At 61.4% G+C, this 15,443-nt stretch carries 14 protein-coding genes; 2 read left to right on the top strand and 12 right to left on the bottom strand.

Annotated elements, in window-relative coordinates:
* The first annotated feature begins 363 nt into the window (after positions 1-363).
* Positions 364-3,894, top strand: a complete 3,531-nt coding sequence (gene nifJ / locus BN1128_RS08730; RefSeq protein WP_042867733.1) for a pyruvate:ferredoxin (flavodoxin) oxidoreductase — start codon at positions 364-366, stop codon at positions 3,892-3,894.
* A gap of 84 nt (positions 3,895-3,978) precedes the next feature.
* Here nifJ and BN1128_RS08725 read toward each other — a convergent pair whose 3' ends face one another.
* Positions 3,979-5,343, bottom strand: coding sequence for an MDR family MFS transporter (locus tag BN1128_RS08725; protein ID WP_042867731.1), 1,365 nt, complete (start codon positions 5,341-5,343; stop codon positions 3,979-3,981).
* Between the two features lie 175 nt (positions 5,344-5,518).
* Here BN1128_RS08725 and BN1128_RS08720 point away from each other — a divergent pair, with 175 nt between their 5' ends.
* Positions 5,519-6,115 (top strand): HAD family hydrolase, encoded by a 597-nt coding sequence (locus BN1128_RS08720; RefSeq protein ID WP_042867729.1) that lies wholly within the window; start codon positions 5,519-5,521, stop codon positions 6,113-6,115.
* Between the two features lie 7 nt (positions 6,116-6,122).
* Here the strand turns inward: BN1128_RS08720 and BN1128_RS08715 are convergent, their stop codons facing one another.
* The 11 genes from BN1128_RS08715 to rpe form a co-directional block, all read right to left on the bottom strand.
* Complete coding sequence (locus BN1128_RS08715; RefSeq protein ID WP_042867727.1) at positions 6,123-6,338, bottom strand: hypothetical protein; 216 nt, start codon at positions 6,336-6,338, stop codon at positions 6,123-6,125.
* Positions 6,338-6,589: a hypothetical protein gene (locus tag BN1128_RS24065; protein WP_156140160.1), complete on the bottom strand. Its 252-nt coding sequence runs from the start codon at positions 6,587-6,589 to the stop codon at positions 6,338-6,340. The genes BN1128_RS08715 and BN1128_RS24065 overlap by 1 nt, the downstream gene beginning before the upstream one ends.
* A 244-nt stretch (positions 6,590-6,833) precedes the next feature.
* Positions 6,834-7,631, bottom strand: coding sequence for a DUF1338 domain-containing protein (locus tag BN1128_RS08705; RefSeq protein WP_042867725.1), 798 nt, complete (start codon positions 7,629-7,631; stop codon positions 6,834-6,836).
* A 261-nt stretch (positions 7,632-7,892) separates the two neighbouring features.
* Positions 7,893-9,362 (bottom strand): succinylglutamate-semialdehyde dehydrogenase, encoded by a 1,470-nt coding sequence (gene astD / locus BN1128_RS08700; RefSeq protein WP_042867723.1) that lies wholly within the window; start codon positions 9,360-9,362, stop codon positions 7,893-7,895.
* A gap of 71 nt (positions 9,363-9,433) precedes the next feature.
* Complete coding sequence (gene astA, locus BN1128_RS08695) at positions 9,434-10,453, bottom strand: arginine N-succinyltransferase (RefSeq protein ID WP_042867721.1); 1,020 nt, start codon at positions 10,451-10,453, stop codon at positions 9,434-9,436.
* 75 nt (positions 10,454-10,528) lie between these two features.
* The gene (locus tag BN1128_RS08690; RefSeq protein ID WP_042867719.1) at positions 10,529-11,746 is read right to left on the bottom strand and encodes an aspartate aminotransferase family protein; all 1,218 of its coding nucleotides are present in this window, start codon (positions 11,744-11,746) and stop codon (positions 10,529-10,531) included.
* A gap of 277 nt (positions 11,747-12,023) precedes the next feature.
* Positions 12,024-12,605 carry an aminodeoxychorismate synthase component II gene (locus BN1128_RS08685; RefSeq protein ID WP_042867717.1) on the bottom strand — a complete coding sequence of 194 codons (582 nt, stop codon included), beginning with the start codon at positions 12,603-12,605 and terminating at the stop codon, positions 12,024-12,026.
* A 21-nt stretch (positions 12,606-12,626) separates the two neighbouring features.
* A complete protein-coding gene (locus BN1128_RS08680; protein ID WP_042867714.1) occupies positions 12,627-12,842 on the bottom strand; it encodes a hypothetical protein in 216 nt (71 codons plus the stop codon).
* A gap of 123 nt (positions 12,843-12,965) precedes the next feature.
* Positions 12,966-13,970, bottom strand: coding sequence for a tryptophan--tRNA ligase (gene trpS / locus BN1128_RS08675; RefSeq protein WP_042867712.1), 1,005 nt, complete (start codon positions 13,968-13,970; stop codon positions 12,966-12,968).
* A 39-nt stretch (positions 13,971-14,009) separates the two neighbouring features.
* Positions 14,010-14,678, bottom strand: coding sequence for a phosphoglycolate phosphatase (locus tag BN1128_RS08670; protein ID WP_042867710.1), 669 nt, complete (start codon positions 14,676-14,678; stop codon positions 14,010-14,012).
* Positions 14,665-15,339, bottom strand: coding sequence for a ribulose-phosphate 3-epimerase (gene rpe / locus BN1128_RS08665; protein WP_042867708.1), 675 nt, complete (start codon positions 15,337-15,339; stop codon positions 14,665-14,667). Before rpe ends, BN1128_RS08670 begins: the two co-directional genes overlap by 14 nt.
* Positions 15,340-15,443: the final 104 nt, after the last annotated feature.

Raw genomic sequence — 15,443 nt, 5'->3', positions numbered from 1 at the left:
CCGCCCATCCGCGAGGATCGGCGGCCCTATATCTGACTGTGCCGGCACTTTCAGCCCGCACGCTTGTCATTCACACTTTTTTGCGCCCTTTTCTACCCAGCCATGCTCTGGCAACCACGCCGTTGAATCGTTTGAGGTATGTGGCTTGCACCACCCGGTTCAGCCTGGTCATATCAACCGGCGAATACGCTGAAGCAAATAGGCTCGATTGCTTGCAGGGGGCGGACCACGAATAAAAGATGTATTCACTGATTATTTATCCCGTTTGATGCCCTCTCTCCAACCCTCTTACTATGCCTGCGACCTATCCATGGCCGGTTGCCCGCAATCGGCCTTCAAACTGGCATAGCAAGTGGACAACTCATGATCACCACAGACGGTAATAATGCAGTCGCCTCAGTGGCGTACCGCACCAGCGAAGTCATCGCCATCTACCCCATCACCCCCAGCTCCAGCATGGCGGAGCAGGCGTCGGCCTGGTCGAGCGATCGAGGCAAAAATCTGTGGGGGGATGTGCCTCGCGTGGTGGAGATGCAGTCGGAGGGGGGTGCCATCGCCACCGTCCACGGCGCCCTGCAGACAGGCGCGCTGGCGACTTCGTTTACCTCGTCACAGGGCTTGCTGCTGATGATCCCCAACCTCTACAAGCTGGCGGGTCAGCTCATCCCCTTCGTGCTGCATGTGGCGGCGCGCACAGTGGCGACCCACGCCCTCTCGATCTTCGGTGATCACTCGGACGTGATGGCGGTGCGCCAGACCGGCTGCGCCATGCTCTGTGCCAGCAATGTGCAGGAGGCACAGGATTTCGCCCTGATTTCCCAGGTGGCCAGCCTCAACAGCCGGCTGCCCTTCATCCACTTCTTCGACGGTTTTCGCACCTCCCACGAGATAGCCAAGATAGTGCCGCTGGCGGATGACACCCTGCGCGCCCTGCTGCCCGAGGCGGCCATCCGCGCCCATCGCGATCGGGCGCTCACCCCCGAAAAGCCTGTCATTCGCGGCACAGCGGCCAACCCGGACACCTACTTCCAGTGCCGGGAGGCGAGCAATCCCTGGTATGACGAGGGCTATCGCCACGTGAGCGAGGCGATGGCGGCCTTCGGCTCGCTAACCGGCCGCTACTACCAGCCGTTTGAATATGTGGGTCACCCGCAGGCCGAGCGGGTGCTGGTGCTGATGGGGTCCGCCATCGGCACCTGCGAAGAGGTGATCGAACGGCTGCTGGCCAGAGGCGAGAAGGTGGGGCTGGTGAAGGTGCGCCTCTACCGCCCCTTCAGTGCCGAACACCTGCTGGCGGTCATTCCCGAGAGCGCGCGCAAGATTGCGGTGCTGGATCGCACCAAGGAGCCGGGCGCCCAGGCCGAGCCGCTCTATCTGGACGTGATGACGGCGCTGGCCGAGGCGGTCAGCCGGGGCGATCGGGCCAGCCTGCCGCGGGTCATCGGCGGCCGCTACGGCCTCTCCTCCAAGGAGTTCAATCCGGCCTGCGCGCAGGCCATCTTCGACGAGCTGGCGCTGGATAACCCAAGGCCGCGCTTCACCGTCGGCATCTTCGACGACGTCACCGGCCTATCTCTGCCGCTGCCGGTGCTCGACTATCCCGGTCAAAGCAAGCTGGAGGCGCTGTTCTACGGCCTTGGCAGCGATGGCACCGTCTCGGCGGCCAAGAACAGCATCAAGATCTTCGGCAATCACACCCCGCTCTATCCACAGGGCTACTTCGTCTACGACTCCAAGAAGGCGGGGGGCCTCACCGTCTCCCACCTGAGGGTCGGCGAGCGACCGCTGCAATCGGCCTATCTCGTGGATGAGGCGGACTTTATCGGCTGCCACCAGTGGCAGTTCATCGACCTGTACCAGATGGCGGAGCGGCTCAAACCGAACGGGATCTTCCTGCTCAACAGCCCCTACGACGCCGATCAGATCTGGCAGCGACTGCCGCAAGAGGTGCAACAGGCCCTGCGTGCAAAAGAGGCGCGTTTCTACATCATCAATGCCGCCAGGATCGCCCGGGAATGCCAGCTCGGCAACCGCATCAATACTGTGATGCAGATGGCCTTCTTCCAGCTGAGCGCCATCATACCGCCGGCAGAAGCCACCGAGTTGCTCAAGCAGGCCATCGCCAAGAGCTACGGCAACAAGAGCGCCGAGCTGGTCGAGCGCAACTGGCAGGCGCTGGCCGCCACCTGCGAGGCGCTGATCCCGGTGCCGCTGCAGGTGCTTGATCAGTCCAGCCACCAACGCCCCCCCGTGGTGTCGGCCCAGGCCCCCGACTTCGTCCAGACGGTCACCGCCGCCATGCTGGCGGGGCTGGGCGACAGCCTGCCGGTCTCCGCCTTCCCGCCGGACGGCACCTGGCCGGTGGGCACCACCCGCTGGGAGAAGCGCAACATCGCCAAGGAGGTGCCCATCTGGCAGGCGAACCTGTGCACCCAGTGCAACTACTGCGTGGCCGCCTGCCCCCACTCCGCCATCCGCGCCAAGGTGGTGGACAAGGACGCGCTGGCCGATGCCCCCACGACCCTGGATGCGCTCGATGTAAAGGCCCGCGACATGCGCGGCCAGCAATATGTGCTGCAGGTAGCGCCTGAGGATTGCACCGGCTGCAATCTCTGCGTCGAAGTCTGCCCGGCCAAGGATCGCACCGATCCGAGCCGCAAGGCGATCAACATGGCCTCCCGGCTGGAGCACCTCGATGCCCAGAAGGCGAACTACGACTTCTTCCTGGACCTCCCCGAGCGCACCGCCGAGCAGCTGGAGCGCATAGACATCCGCACCTCCCAGCTGGTCTCGCCACTGTTCGAATACTCGGGCGCCTGCTCCGGCTGCGGCGAGACCCCCTACATCAAGCTGCTGACCCAGCTCTACGGGGACAGGCTGCTGATTGCCAACGCCACCGGCTGCTCGTCGATTTATGGCGGCAACCTGCCCACCACCCCCTACACCACCAACGCCGAGGGCCGTGGCCCGGCCTGGGCCAACTCCTTGTTCGAGGACAATGCCGAATTTGGCTTGGGGTTCAGGCTCACCGTGGATCAGCATCGCGAGCGGATGCAACGCCTGCTGGCCAGCCTGGGCGACGCTGTCCCGGCCGAGCTGCAACAGGCGCTGCAAGATGCCAGCCTGCCGGTCTCCGAGCAACGGGGCCATATAGCGCAGCTGCGCAGTCTGCTGCAGGGTCGCACCGAGCCGGGCGCGGCTGAGCTGGCACGGGATGCGGACTATCTGGTGGACAAGTCGGTCTGGCTCATCGGTGGCGATGGCTGGGCCTATGACATCGGCTTCGGCGGGCTCGACCATGTGCTGAGTCTGGGGGAGAACATCAACGTGCTGGTGCTCGACACCCAGTGCTACTCCAACACCGGTGGCCAGCAGTCCAAGGCAACCCCGCTCGGTGCCATCACCAAGTTTGGCGAGCAGGGCAAGCGCAAGGGGCGCAAGGATCTCGGCGCCAGCGTCATGATGTATGGCCACGTCTATGTGGCGCAGATCTCCCTCGGCGCCCAGATGAACCAGACGGTGAAGGCGATCCAGGAGGCGGAAGCCTATCCGGGGCCGTCGCTCATCATTGCCTACAGCCCCTGCGAGGAGCACGGCTACGATCTGGCCCAGAGCCACGAGCAGATGAAACAGCTGACCGCCACCGGCTTCTGGCCGCTCTACCGCTTCGATCCTCGCCGCAGCGACGAGGGCAAGCTGCCGCTGGCGCTCGACTCCCGGGCACCGAACGCCTCGCTGGCCGAGACCCTGAGCCAGGAGCCCCGCTTCCAGCGGCTGGAGCGCCAGCTGCCGGAGGTCGCCACCGAACTCTATCGTGAAGCGGAACTGGACGCCAACCGCCGCTTCGCCTGGCTTAGCCAGCTGGCCGGCAAGGAGGCTCCCCCGCAGGAGTGATCGGCCCGCCAGCGACCAGTGAAACCGGATAACAAAGAGGGCTCCCTGCGGGGAGCCCTTTTGCTATTGCATGCCGACGATTGCTCAGGCGTGGATGCTGGCCAGCTCGTGGCGTTTCAACGCCAGCAGCGTGATGAGGAAGGCGGCGGTGGCGATCAGCGCCATGCCGATATAGGTGGCACTGAAACCCGGGGCCAGCTCGGCCGGGCTCAGGCTGGCCAAATTGTGGCTGGTGCCGGCCGGCAGGGCGGCATGGAACAGCACGGAGCAGATGGCGACCCCGACCGCCCCCCCCAGCTCACGGCCGAAGTTGAACAGGGACATACCGATGCCGCGATCTTCCCGTGGCAGGGCATTTTGCACCACCACGGAGAGCGCCGGCAGCACCAGGCCCAGCCCCAACCCGGCGAAGCCCAGCCCCAGATTGGCCCAGACGTCGAAATGGATCTGCCACAGCGCCAGCGCCGACAGGGCGAAGCCCACCACCACGAAGCGTTTGTAGTAACCGGTGCGGCCGATCAGCTTGCCGCCGACGAAGGCCCCCGCCGTGATGCAGACCATGAAGATCACCATGTAGAGACCGCTCTCGCTGGCACCCATCCCCTTCTGCCACTGCATCTGCAGCGGCAGATAGACCAGCACGGCGAACATCAGCAACTGCGAAGCCAGCGCCAGCAGCACGCTCACCAGATAGCCTGGCAACCGGGCCAGATGGGCGGGCAGTATGGGGTCGTGGGCGCGCCGCTCCACCAGGATCAGCAGCAGCAGGGCAATCGCCAGCCCCCCCGCCAGCCAGATGGCAGGGAGCGCCGTCTCGGGCGAGAGCAACAGCAAGCTCAGTGTGGTGACGGTGATCAGCAGCGCGGCCCCCTTCCAGTCGAAGCGACTGTGGCGGCGTACATTGAGGTGGCCCAGGTTGCGGTTCACCAGCCAGAGCGCGAGCGCCCCGAGCGGCAGGTTGATCCAGAAGATCCAGCGCCAGCTCAGCTGCTCGGTGAAGTAGCCGCCGAGCAAAGGCCCGGCGATGCTGGAGACCGCATAGACGGCCGAGATATAGCCCTGGTACTTGCCCACCTCCCGCGGCGGTATGCTGTCGGCGATGACGGTGAAGGCGAGCGCAATCAGGCCACCGCCGCCCAGCCCTTGCAGCACGCGGGCCGCCAGCAGGGTCGGCAGATCCTGCGCCAGGCCGCAGGCCACAGAGCCTGCCAGAAACAGGGCTATGCCGATATTGAGCATGCGTACCCGGCCGAACATGTCGCTCAACTTGCCGTAAATGGGCAGGGCGGCGGTGGCCGCCAGCAGGTAGGCGGTGACCACCCAGGTGAGGGCGGCACCGGCGTTCAGCTCGGCGCCTATGATGGGCAAGGGGGTGGTGACTATGCTCTTTTCCAGTGAACCCAGGGCGATCACCAGGGCCACGCTTGAGAAGATGGTTTTTGGGGACATATACGGGCTCGCTAATTTGAAATGCCAGAATCTGCGGCGCAGAACTTGTTATTGTCTCATAAATCATCAGCCGATGGCCAAAACCGCCCCTGAGCGGCAAGCATGACCCCGGTCGCGGCATTGCCTCCTGCATTCTGATAGGCTGGCTGTTCACACCCCAAGAGGAAGCAGACCCATGTCCGAGCAGTTCCGGTTTGATCAATACGACGCCCTGATTTTCGATATGGATGGCACCCTGGTCGACTCCATGCCCCTGCACCTGGATGCTTGGGAGGCAACCAGCGCAGAGTTTGGTCTGCCGTTCAATCGCGAGCAACTCAATGAATATGGCGGTATTCCCACCCGCAAGATAGTGAGCATGCTGGCCGAGCAGCACGGACTGGATATCGATGTGGATGCCTTCACCCGGCGCAAGGTGGCGCTCTATCTGGCGCATATCGACAAGGTCAGCGTGTTTCCCGCCATGTGGGAGCTGGTCAAGCGCTGCCATGGCAAGGTCCCGATGGGCATAGGCACGGGCTCATCGCGCGAGCATGCCGAGCGCATTTTGAAAAACACCGGCCTGGATGCCTATATCTCTGTGCTGGTCAGTGCCGACGACATCGACAACCACAAGCCCCACCCGGATACCTTCCTGAAGGTGGCCGAGCTGCTCGGTGCCAATCCCGCCAACTGCCTGGTGTTTGAAGATACCCAGATCGGCATTCAGGCAGGCAAGGCCGGCGGCATGGCCACCTTGCTGGCCACCGAAGGCGCGCTACAGCGGGTGTGAGATCGGGTTAGCGAAGCGCCCGCCACTGCGGCCAGAGTCCGCCAAGGAAGACCAACAGGAAGAGGCCCAGGGCCATCTCCCAATGGAAAGTGAAATAGAGATCCGCTGGCAGGGACGCCAGATAGATAAACAGGGCGCTGAACAGACCGCGACAGAGCGGCCCTCTCAAGACAGACCAGCGCAGCAGCGTGACAACGCCGGCCCCCTTGCCAGACAGGGCCATCAGCTCATCCCCAGCAGGCCGAGAATGCCGGCGACTGTGTACCACGGATTGTGCACCCTGCGCTCCTCTTCCAGCGCCTCATGATCCTGCAACAGTGTCAGCGCCTCGGCCGGGGTATCGGCAAAAGAGGGGGCAACGACAGTCACAAACCCCTGCTCGACCAGTTGGCGACGTTCATCGTCATAACCGACCGCCCATGTATCGAGATAGGTAAATGACTGACCTTGTTTGAAGAAGTGATAGCGAGACATGGTGGGCTCCGAGGCGTTGGACCCCCACTCTACACCGGAGATTGCAAACTGGCTCACCCCGAATGGGTAGCCAGCTCAGCCTCACCTCATCCTCCCACCTTGTCATCGCCAGGGGCTGCAATAGCCCGTTTAAGCGAGAGCGAATGACCCGGGAGCGCAGAGCCAAGGCTGGATAAAGGGTGTATAGGCCCAACGCAAATCCATAAAAAACGCCCCTTGCGGGGCGTTTCGCCAACCATCGCCGTTACATGGCGTTGGTGGATTCAAAGATCTTGTCGGCCGAGGCTTCGACGAAGCCCGGGTAGAGTACGCCGTCGGCCTGCGGGTAGCGCAGGGCGAACTCGTAGAAGCAGCTCGGAATGGTGCGCACCCCGTCGCTGAAGGGCACATCCGCCTTGTCGGCCATGGTGGAGGATTGTTCCAGCATCACCTGCGGGTCCCCTTTCACCTCGCCACCCACGCCGTTGAGCACGAAGCCGGCCGCCTTGAGGGCTGCGTTGACCTGCAAGATGGTATCGAACTGCTTGAGGCGATTGATGTTGACCGTGAAGTGGTTGGCACGATAACCCCAGGCCGCCATCCAGGCCGCGTACTCACTCTCCGCCAGCAGGGTCTGGTAATCGTCCCAGGAGACCTGCCAGGGGGCGCCCGTGTAGAGGAAGGCCTGGGTATCGGTCAGGTGATCGGGTACCTGATCCGCCAGCTTGTGGATGATGGCCTGGGCCGCCTCGGAAAGCTCTTCTACCTTCAGCTCGCTGATGAACACCTTGGGGGCATCCGGATCTTTATGCTCAAAGTGCTTGGCATAGAGCTTCTTGGCCTTGAACACGTACTCGCCCTTCTGCTCGTAGCCGAGCGCCAGGAAGTGGGCGGCCAGCTTCTCCAGCCCCAGCTTGGGCAGGTTGTAGGTGCGAAACGCCACATGATCGTTGACGATGGGCTCGCCGCCACCCAGCAGGGTGTGGACCTTGAGGGCACTCGGGGTGACTTGAATGTAGTTATCCCACAAGTGACCGAACAGGGTGTCGATATCCTTTTGCATCTCTCTTTCCTTTGATCGCGGGTACAGACAAGGGCACCTGTTCAGTGCCCCTTTTATTTTGTTATCAGCGCTCAGCGCAGAGGAGGACAGTGTCAGCCGTGGCGGCCTTGCTGCCGGCCTCTTCCTCGTTAAAAGGTCAAACCCGGAGACAGCTGATCCGGCATGGCGGCCTTGCTGTCTTCGACGGAAGCAACCGGGGATATGGCACAGCAGTCGGCGGCATTGGCTCCTCTCTTGCTGCATCAAGCTCCCCATTCACGATTAAAACGTCAAACCCGGAGACAACTGATCCGGCATGGCGGCTTTGCTGTCCTCGACGGAGGCGACCGGATAAGCACAGTAGTCGGCGGCGTAGTAGGCGCTCGCCCTGTGGTTGCCGGAGGCACCGATGCCGCCGAACGGCGCGGCGCTGGAGGCACCCGTGATGGGCTTGTTCCAGTTGACGATACCGGCGCGGATCCGCTTGAAGAAATGCTGCCAGTCAGCCTTGTTGTCACCCAGCAGGCCCGCCGAGAGGCCGAAGCTGGTGGCATTGCCCTGGTCGATGGCGGCATCGAAGTCGTCGTAGCGGATGAGCTGCAGCAGCGGGCCGAAATACTCTTCGTCCGGCAGCGCACCGATTGCGGTCACGTCTATGATGCCGGGCGAAACGAAACCGGTGCCCGCTTCCAGGTGCTTGAGGGTGAGCAGGCTCTCGCCACCCAGCCCTTGCAGCTTGGCTTGCGCCTCGACCATGCCCAGCGCAGCTCTCTCGCTGATCATGGCGCCCATGAAGGGCTGATCGGCGGCATCATAGAGGCCAACCTTGATCTGGCTGACCACCTCCACCAGACGCTTGACCAGGGCATCGCCCCGAGCGCCGCGCTCGACAAACAAACGGCGCGAGCAGGTGCAGCGCTGGCCGGAGGTGATGAAGGCGGATTGCACTATGGCGTGCACGGCGCCATCGATGTCACTCACATCCTTGACGATCAGCGGGTTGTTGCCGCCCATCTCCAGCGCCAGGATCTTGCCGGGCTGGCCAGCAAACTGCTGGTGCAGGAAGTGGCCGGTACGGGACGAGCCGGTGAAGAAGAGGCCATCAATATCCGGATTGCCCGCCAGCGCCTTGCCGGTTTCCACCTCGCCTTGCACCAGGTTCAGCACGCCCTTGGGCAACCCCGCCTCCTGCCAGATCTTCAGCATGGCTTCGGCCACCATGGGGGTCAGTTCGGAAGGCTTGAACACCACGGCATTGCCGGCAATCAGCGCAGGCACTATATGACCGTTCGGCAGATGGCCCGGGAAGTTGTAGGGGCCGAACACGGCCACCACCCCATGGGGCTTGTGGCGCACGAACGCCTTGGCGCCCGGCATGGGGTTCTCCACCGTGCCGGTACGCTCATCATGGGCGCGGATGGAGATGGCGATCTTGCCCTGCATGGCGGCCACTTCGGTGCGGGTCTCCCACAGCGGTTTGCCGGTTTCGCGGGCTATGGTGAGCGCCAGCGCCTCCTTGTGCTCGCCGAGCAGCTCGGCGTAACGGCGCACTATGGCAAGACGCGCCGCCAGGCTCATATCAGACCAATGGTAGAAGGCACTGCGGGCGGCCTTGACGGCGGCACCCACCTGGGCGGCACTGGCGGCGCCCCCTTGCCAGATCACCTCGTTCTTCGCCGGATCCCTTGACTCGAACGGCTTGCCTTCACCGGCAAGCCATTGACCGTCTATCAGTTGTACTAACTGGCTCATCCATTCACTCCCTGTGGTTCGCAAGCAGCCTTGGCTGCCTGTTTCATATGCGATTTTACTGCCAATACGGCTCAATCGAGATCAACGGCTCGTACCATGTCGCCATCTTGCACCTTGAGTGCCGTCGCCATCTTGGGCGGGATGATGGCTTCGTGCTTGTCCAGATCGACCCGGATATTGCCGTAGCAGGCACGGTAGTGCTCGTAGCGGGTATTGCAGACCAGGTGGATCTTGCCACCTATGGGTTCGCCGATCAGCACCCGCAGCTTCTGGCTGCGGCGCACGCTGCGGATATTCTTTACGTCACACTCGACGGTGGGGCCGGCATCGAAGATGTCAACGTAGCCCCGGTTCACGAAGCCTTCATCCTGCAGCATCTTGATGGCCGGGCGGGTCTTCTCGTGGGTCTGGCCGATGACGGCGCGCGCCTCGTTGCTCAGCAGGTTGACGTAGATGGGGTACTTGGGCATCAGCTCGGCGATGAAGCGCTTCTTGCCGATGCCGGTGAGATAGTCGACGGTGGGAAAGTCCATCGAGAAGAAATGCTTTTGCAGCCACTCGTAGAAGGGGCTGTGACCATTGCCATCGGAGACGCCACGCATCTCGGCAAAGACGGTATCGTCGAACAACTCGGGATGCTCGGCCATGAACAGGAAACGATGCTTGGAGAGCAGGCGGCCGTTGAGCCCCTCGCGGGCGCATTCACGCAAAAACAGGGTGCAGAGTTCGGAATTGCCGGTGTAGTCATTGGACAGCGTGAGCGTCTCGACCACGTTGTAGATGCCGAGCTTGGGGGAAGAGTGGACCACCTTGCCGATGTGATAGTTGTAGAACGGCTGGGACAGGCCCACGGCCGCATCAATGGCACAGGTACCGACCATTTCGCCGGTCTCCAGATCCTCAGCCACGAAGAAGTAGAGGCAATCACCCTTACCTGCCGGTTTGTCCGAGAAGGTCTGGGTCGAGGCATCTATCTTGCGCTGCAGCAGTTCATCGTTGACGGGCAACGAGGTCATGCCGGTGCCGGATTCGATGGCACAGGTCTTGAGACCGGCAAAATCTTTTTGCTCGATGGGACGGATAACCAACATAAATGACAACTCCCTTTCATTGACGACAGGTGGGGTCCCGGCTCCTGCCGGGAGGGCTCCCCACCTCAATTTGGATCAGGCGTTAACCACCTGGGCAACCGCTTTCTCGAACCGGACCAGACCTTCCTTGATGTCTGCTTCCGGGATAACCAGCGAGGGCGCGAAACGCACCACGTTGGTACCCGCGACCAGTGCCATCAGCCCCTGATCGATGGAGGCCAGCAGGAAGTCACGGGAACGGCCCTTGTAGTCGTCGTTCAGCACGGCGCCGAGCAACAGGCCCTTGCCACGCACTTCGCTGAAGCAGTGGTATTTGGCGTTGATCGCCTCAAGTCCATCGCGGAACAGCTGTTCACGCTGCTTGATGCCGCTGAGCACTTCCGGGGTGTTGACCACGTCGATCACCGCCTCGGCCACCGCACACGCCAGCGGGTTGCCGCCGTAGGTGGAACCGTGAGTGCCCACTTTCAGGTGAGCCGCGATTTCATTGGTGGTCAGCATGGCGCCGATGGGGAAGCCGCCGCCGAGCGCCTTGGCGCTGGTGAGGATATCAGGCGTGACGCCCAGACCCATGTAGGCAAACAGATCGCCGGTACGACCGACCCCGGATTGCACTTCGTCATAGACCAGCAGGGCATTGTGCTTGTCGCACAGCTCACGCACGCCCTTGGCAAACTCGTCGGTAGGGCTGATGATGCCACCCTCCCCTTGCAGCGGCTCCATCACCACGGCGCAGGTATTGTCGGAGATGACGGCAGCCAGCTCCGCCAGATCGTTGTAAGTCACATGGGTGATATCCGCCGGCTTGGGACCGAAACCATCCGAGTAGGCAGCCTGGCCACCGACGCTGACGGTAAAGAAGGTACGACCGTGGAAACCCTGATGGAAAGCGATGATCTGGGTCTTGTGCGCACCGAACTTCTCGATGGCATAACGACGGGCCAGCTTGAGGGCCGCTTCGTTGGCTTCGGCGCCCGAGTTGCAGAAATAGACCTTGTCGGCGAAGGTGGCGGCAACCAGCTTCCTGGCCAGCCGCAGGGCCGGCTCGTTGGTCATCACGTTGGAGAGGTGCCACAGCTTCTCGCCCTGGGTTTTCAGGGCTTCGACCAGCTTGGGATGGCAATGGCCGAGGCCATTGACGGCAATCCCGCCGGCAAAATCGACATACTCACGGCCTTCCTGATCCCAGACACGTGACCCTTCACCACGCACCGGGATGATCTTGGCGGGCGCATAGTTGGGAACCATCACTTCATCAAACACTTCACGTGTCACTGCCAACAACTCTGACATATTGCTCTCCTTCGATCTGGCGACAGAATAATCCACCGCCCAAAAGTTAAATCCATGTAAACACATCGGCATTGTCACAGAAAAAAAGCTAAAAGTCTGCAACAAAGCAAGTTACAGGGAACAATGTTCGATTGCCTGTGAGATTTTAGGCAACCGCATTGCATAACGGCTCAGGGGGTATTGGCAAGAGATAATTTGGACAGGGAGGGAGGTGAATAAAGTGTCAGGGAAAATATTTTTGGCCTCATTTCTATTCTGGGAGGCCGATCACAACTCTTCAGGAACTTGCTAAAAAATTGGCCAGCAATTGGTGGCCCTGCTCGCTCAAAATGCTCTCCGGATGGAACTGAACCCCCTCTATATTCAACTGCTTATGGCGCAGGCCCATGATCTCGTCAAAGGAGCCATCGGCGTGCTCGCTCCAGGCGGTGATCTCGAAGCGGTCGGGCAATGTGCTCTGATCCACGATCAGCGAATGATAACGGGTGACCCGCAACGGATCGTTCAGACCGCGAAATATGCCCTGCCCTTGATGGCGAATAAGAGAAGTCTTGCCGTGCATTACCTGACGCGCGCGCACCACTCTGGCCCCGAAAGCCTGAGCCAGGGATTGGTGACCGAGACAGACGCCAAGGATGGGGATCTGACCCGCAAAACGGTTGATGGCCGACAGGGAGATGCCCGCCTCATTGGGCGTGCAGGGGCCGGGAGAGATCACCAGATAACGGGGAGCTAGCTGCGCTATGGTATCCAGCGTCAGCTCGTCATTGCGCTTTACCACCACCTCTTGCCCCAGGGCGCCAAAATACTGCACCAGGTTCCAGGTAAAGGAGTCGTAGTTATCGATCAGCAACAGCATGGGGTAACCAGAGACAGAGAATCAACGATCCAGATAACGACCCTGCTCCATTTCGCGCTCGCGCTGGCATTCGGCCAGATAGATGGCGGCGGCGATGGCAGGAGTCTTGTGGTATTTGTCGATGGCGTTGGAGACCATCAGCTGCAGGGTATTGAGGTTCTTGGCCTTGCGAAATTTACGTAGCCAGTGACCTTTGTCACCCAGCTCTTCAATCATGGTATTGGATTCGACAGACATGCTTACTCTTGGGGCAGAAGCCCGCGTTTGAAATTGGAAGATGAATTAACGAATAGCAGGTTGGGTAAAACAAAGAAAGCCAGGCAAATACCCAGCTCTCTTCTACTACACCTTCCCAGTATGTCAGGCTCGAGGAACGAAGCCGACTACATCATATACGCTGGTCAGGGTTTTTTCAGCCCTTTCACGTGCCTTTTGTGCACCTGCAGCCAAAATTGTTTGCAGATGAGCCTCATCCTGACGCAGCTCGCGGAAGCGCGCCTGAATGGGTTCCAGCAAGGCCACGACCGCCTCGGCAGTCTCGGTCTTGAGGTGACCGTACATCTTGCCTTCGAAGTGCTGCTCCAGCTCGGGGATGGAACGGCCCGTCACCCCGGACATCAGGGTCAGCAGGTTGGAGACACCCGGCTTGTTTTCCGGATCGAACCGCACCACGGCCGGCTCGTCGGAGTCGGTCACGGCGCGCTTGATCTTCTTGACGATCTGCTTGGGATCTTCCAGCAGACCGATGAAGTTGGCCTCGTTGTCGTCAGATTTGGACATCTTCTTGGTCGGATCCTGCAGACTCATCACCCGCGCCCCGTCAGTGGGGATGAAGGGCTCGGGCAGAGTGAACACCTCGCCGTGCAGGTTGTTGAACCGGGTACATATGTCGCGAGTCAGCTCCAGATGCTGCTTCTGATCGTTGCCGACCGGCACCTGATTGGCCTGATAGAGCAGGATATCTGCGGCCATCAGCACCGGATAGCCGAACAGGCCGACGTTGACGTTGTTCTCGAAACGGGCGGACTTGTCCTTGAACTGGGTCATGCGCGACAGCTCACCCATCTGGGTGTAGCAGTTCAGGATCCAGCCCAGCTCGGCGTGCTGCGGCACGTGAGACTGGATGAAGACGGTACTCTTGGCGGGATCGATCCCCACCGCCAGATAGAGGGCTGCGGCATCGAGACACGCCTTGCGCAGGGCGGCTGGTTCCTGGCGGGTGGTGATGGCGTGCAGGTCGACGATGCAGTAGAGGCAGTCGAAGTCATCCTGCATGTTGACCCACTGACGCAGGGCCCCCAGGTAGTTGCCGATGGTCAGCTGACCCGACGGTTGGGCCCCGCTCAGTACGATAGGTTTAGTCATGAGAGTGTTAATCCTTGTTATTCGGTCAGCCCAGCAGCCTTATTCGGCCAGCAGCGCATCGAGTTGGGCAAACTGCTCGCATACCCAGTCCGGGCGGGAATCTGCAATGGGGCGGCCATAGTTATAGCCGTAGGTCAGTCCCACCACCTTCATGCCGGCAGCCTGAGCGGCCAGCACGTCATTCTCGGAGTCGCCCACCATCAGGGTGCGCGACGGACTGACGCCCAGCTCGTGGCAGGCGTGCAGCAGCGGATCCGGGCTCGGTTTTTTAACGGGCACGCAGTTGCCGCCCAGCCAGAGTGCGAAACAGTCGCCGATGCCGAGGGCATCCAGGATGGGCTGCACGAAGTGACTCGGCTTGTTGGTCACTACGGCCTGTTTGTAACCAAGCTTCTGCAGGCGACGCAGGCTCTGCTCCACCCCATCATACATGGCCAGCCCTTCCAGCAGACAGGCCTGATAATGCCGATCGAACAGGGGGCGCGCCCTGGCAAACAACGCAGGGGACTCACGGTAATCCAGCGCGCGCTGGATTAGCTTGTCAGCGCCGTTGCCGACCCAGGTACGCACCACGGCCTCGTCGGCCTCGGCCAGACCCAGTTCGGTGAGGGTTCGGTTGACCGCCAGCGCCAGTTGAGGGGCGCTGTCGATCAGGGTGCCATCCAGATCGAACAGCACCAGATCAAAATCACGCTCAGCGCTCGACATGGGCAAGCTCCGCGCGCATCCGGTCGATCACCGCCTTGTAGTCAGGCTGGCTGAAGATGGCAGAACCGGCCACGAACATGTCGGCACCGGCTTGTGCTATCTCGCGAATGTTGTCGACCTTGACGCCGCCGTCGATCTCGAGGCGAATGTCACGGCCACTCTCGTCGATCAGGCGACGCACCTGGCGCAGCTTGTCGAGGGTGCCGGGGATGAAGCTCTGCCCACCGAAGCCAGGGTTGACCGACATCAGCAGGATTACATCCAGCTTGTCCATCACGTATTCGAGGCAGGAGAGCGGCGTCGCAGGGTTCAGCACCAGACCGGCCTGGCAGCCCTGCTCCTTGATGAGGCCCAGGGTGCGATCCACGTGATCGGACGCTTCCGGGTGGAAGGTGATCAGATTGGCGCCCGCCTTGGCGAAGTCCGGGACTATGCGGTCCACCGGCTTGACCATCAGGTGCACATCGATGAGCGCCTCTATGCCATAGTCGCGCAGGGCCTGACAAACCATGGGGCCTATGGTCAGGTTGGGGACATAGTGGTTGTCCATCACGTCGAAATGCACCACGTCGGCACCGGCGGTCAGCACCCTGGCGACATCATCGCCCAGACGGGCGAAATCGGCGGAAAGGATCGAGGGGGCAATCAGAAAGTCTTTCATCAGCGTCATCCATTGGCTAGCGGGCAGAAAAAGCGGCGCAATTTTACCCCAAATATCCGATGAAAACGACCCGAACGCGGGGAGGAAAAAACGGGCCGCCAGCT

The organism is Aeromonas piscicola, assembly GCF_000820005.1.
GTDB classification, from domain to species: Bacteria; Pseudomonadota; Gammaproteobacteria; order Enterobacterales; family Aeromonadaceae; genus Aeromonas; species Aeromonas piscicola.
Note: the sequence above shows the minus strand (reverse complement) of the source record. Positions and strands in the feature narration are given on the sequence as shown.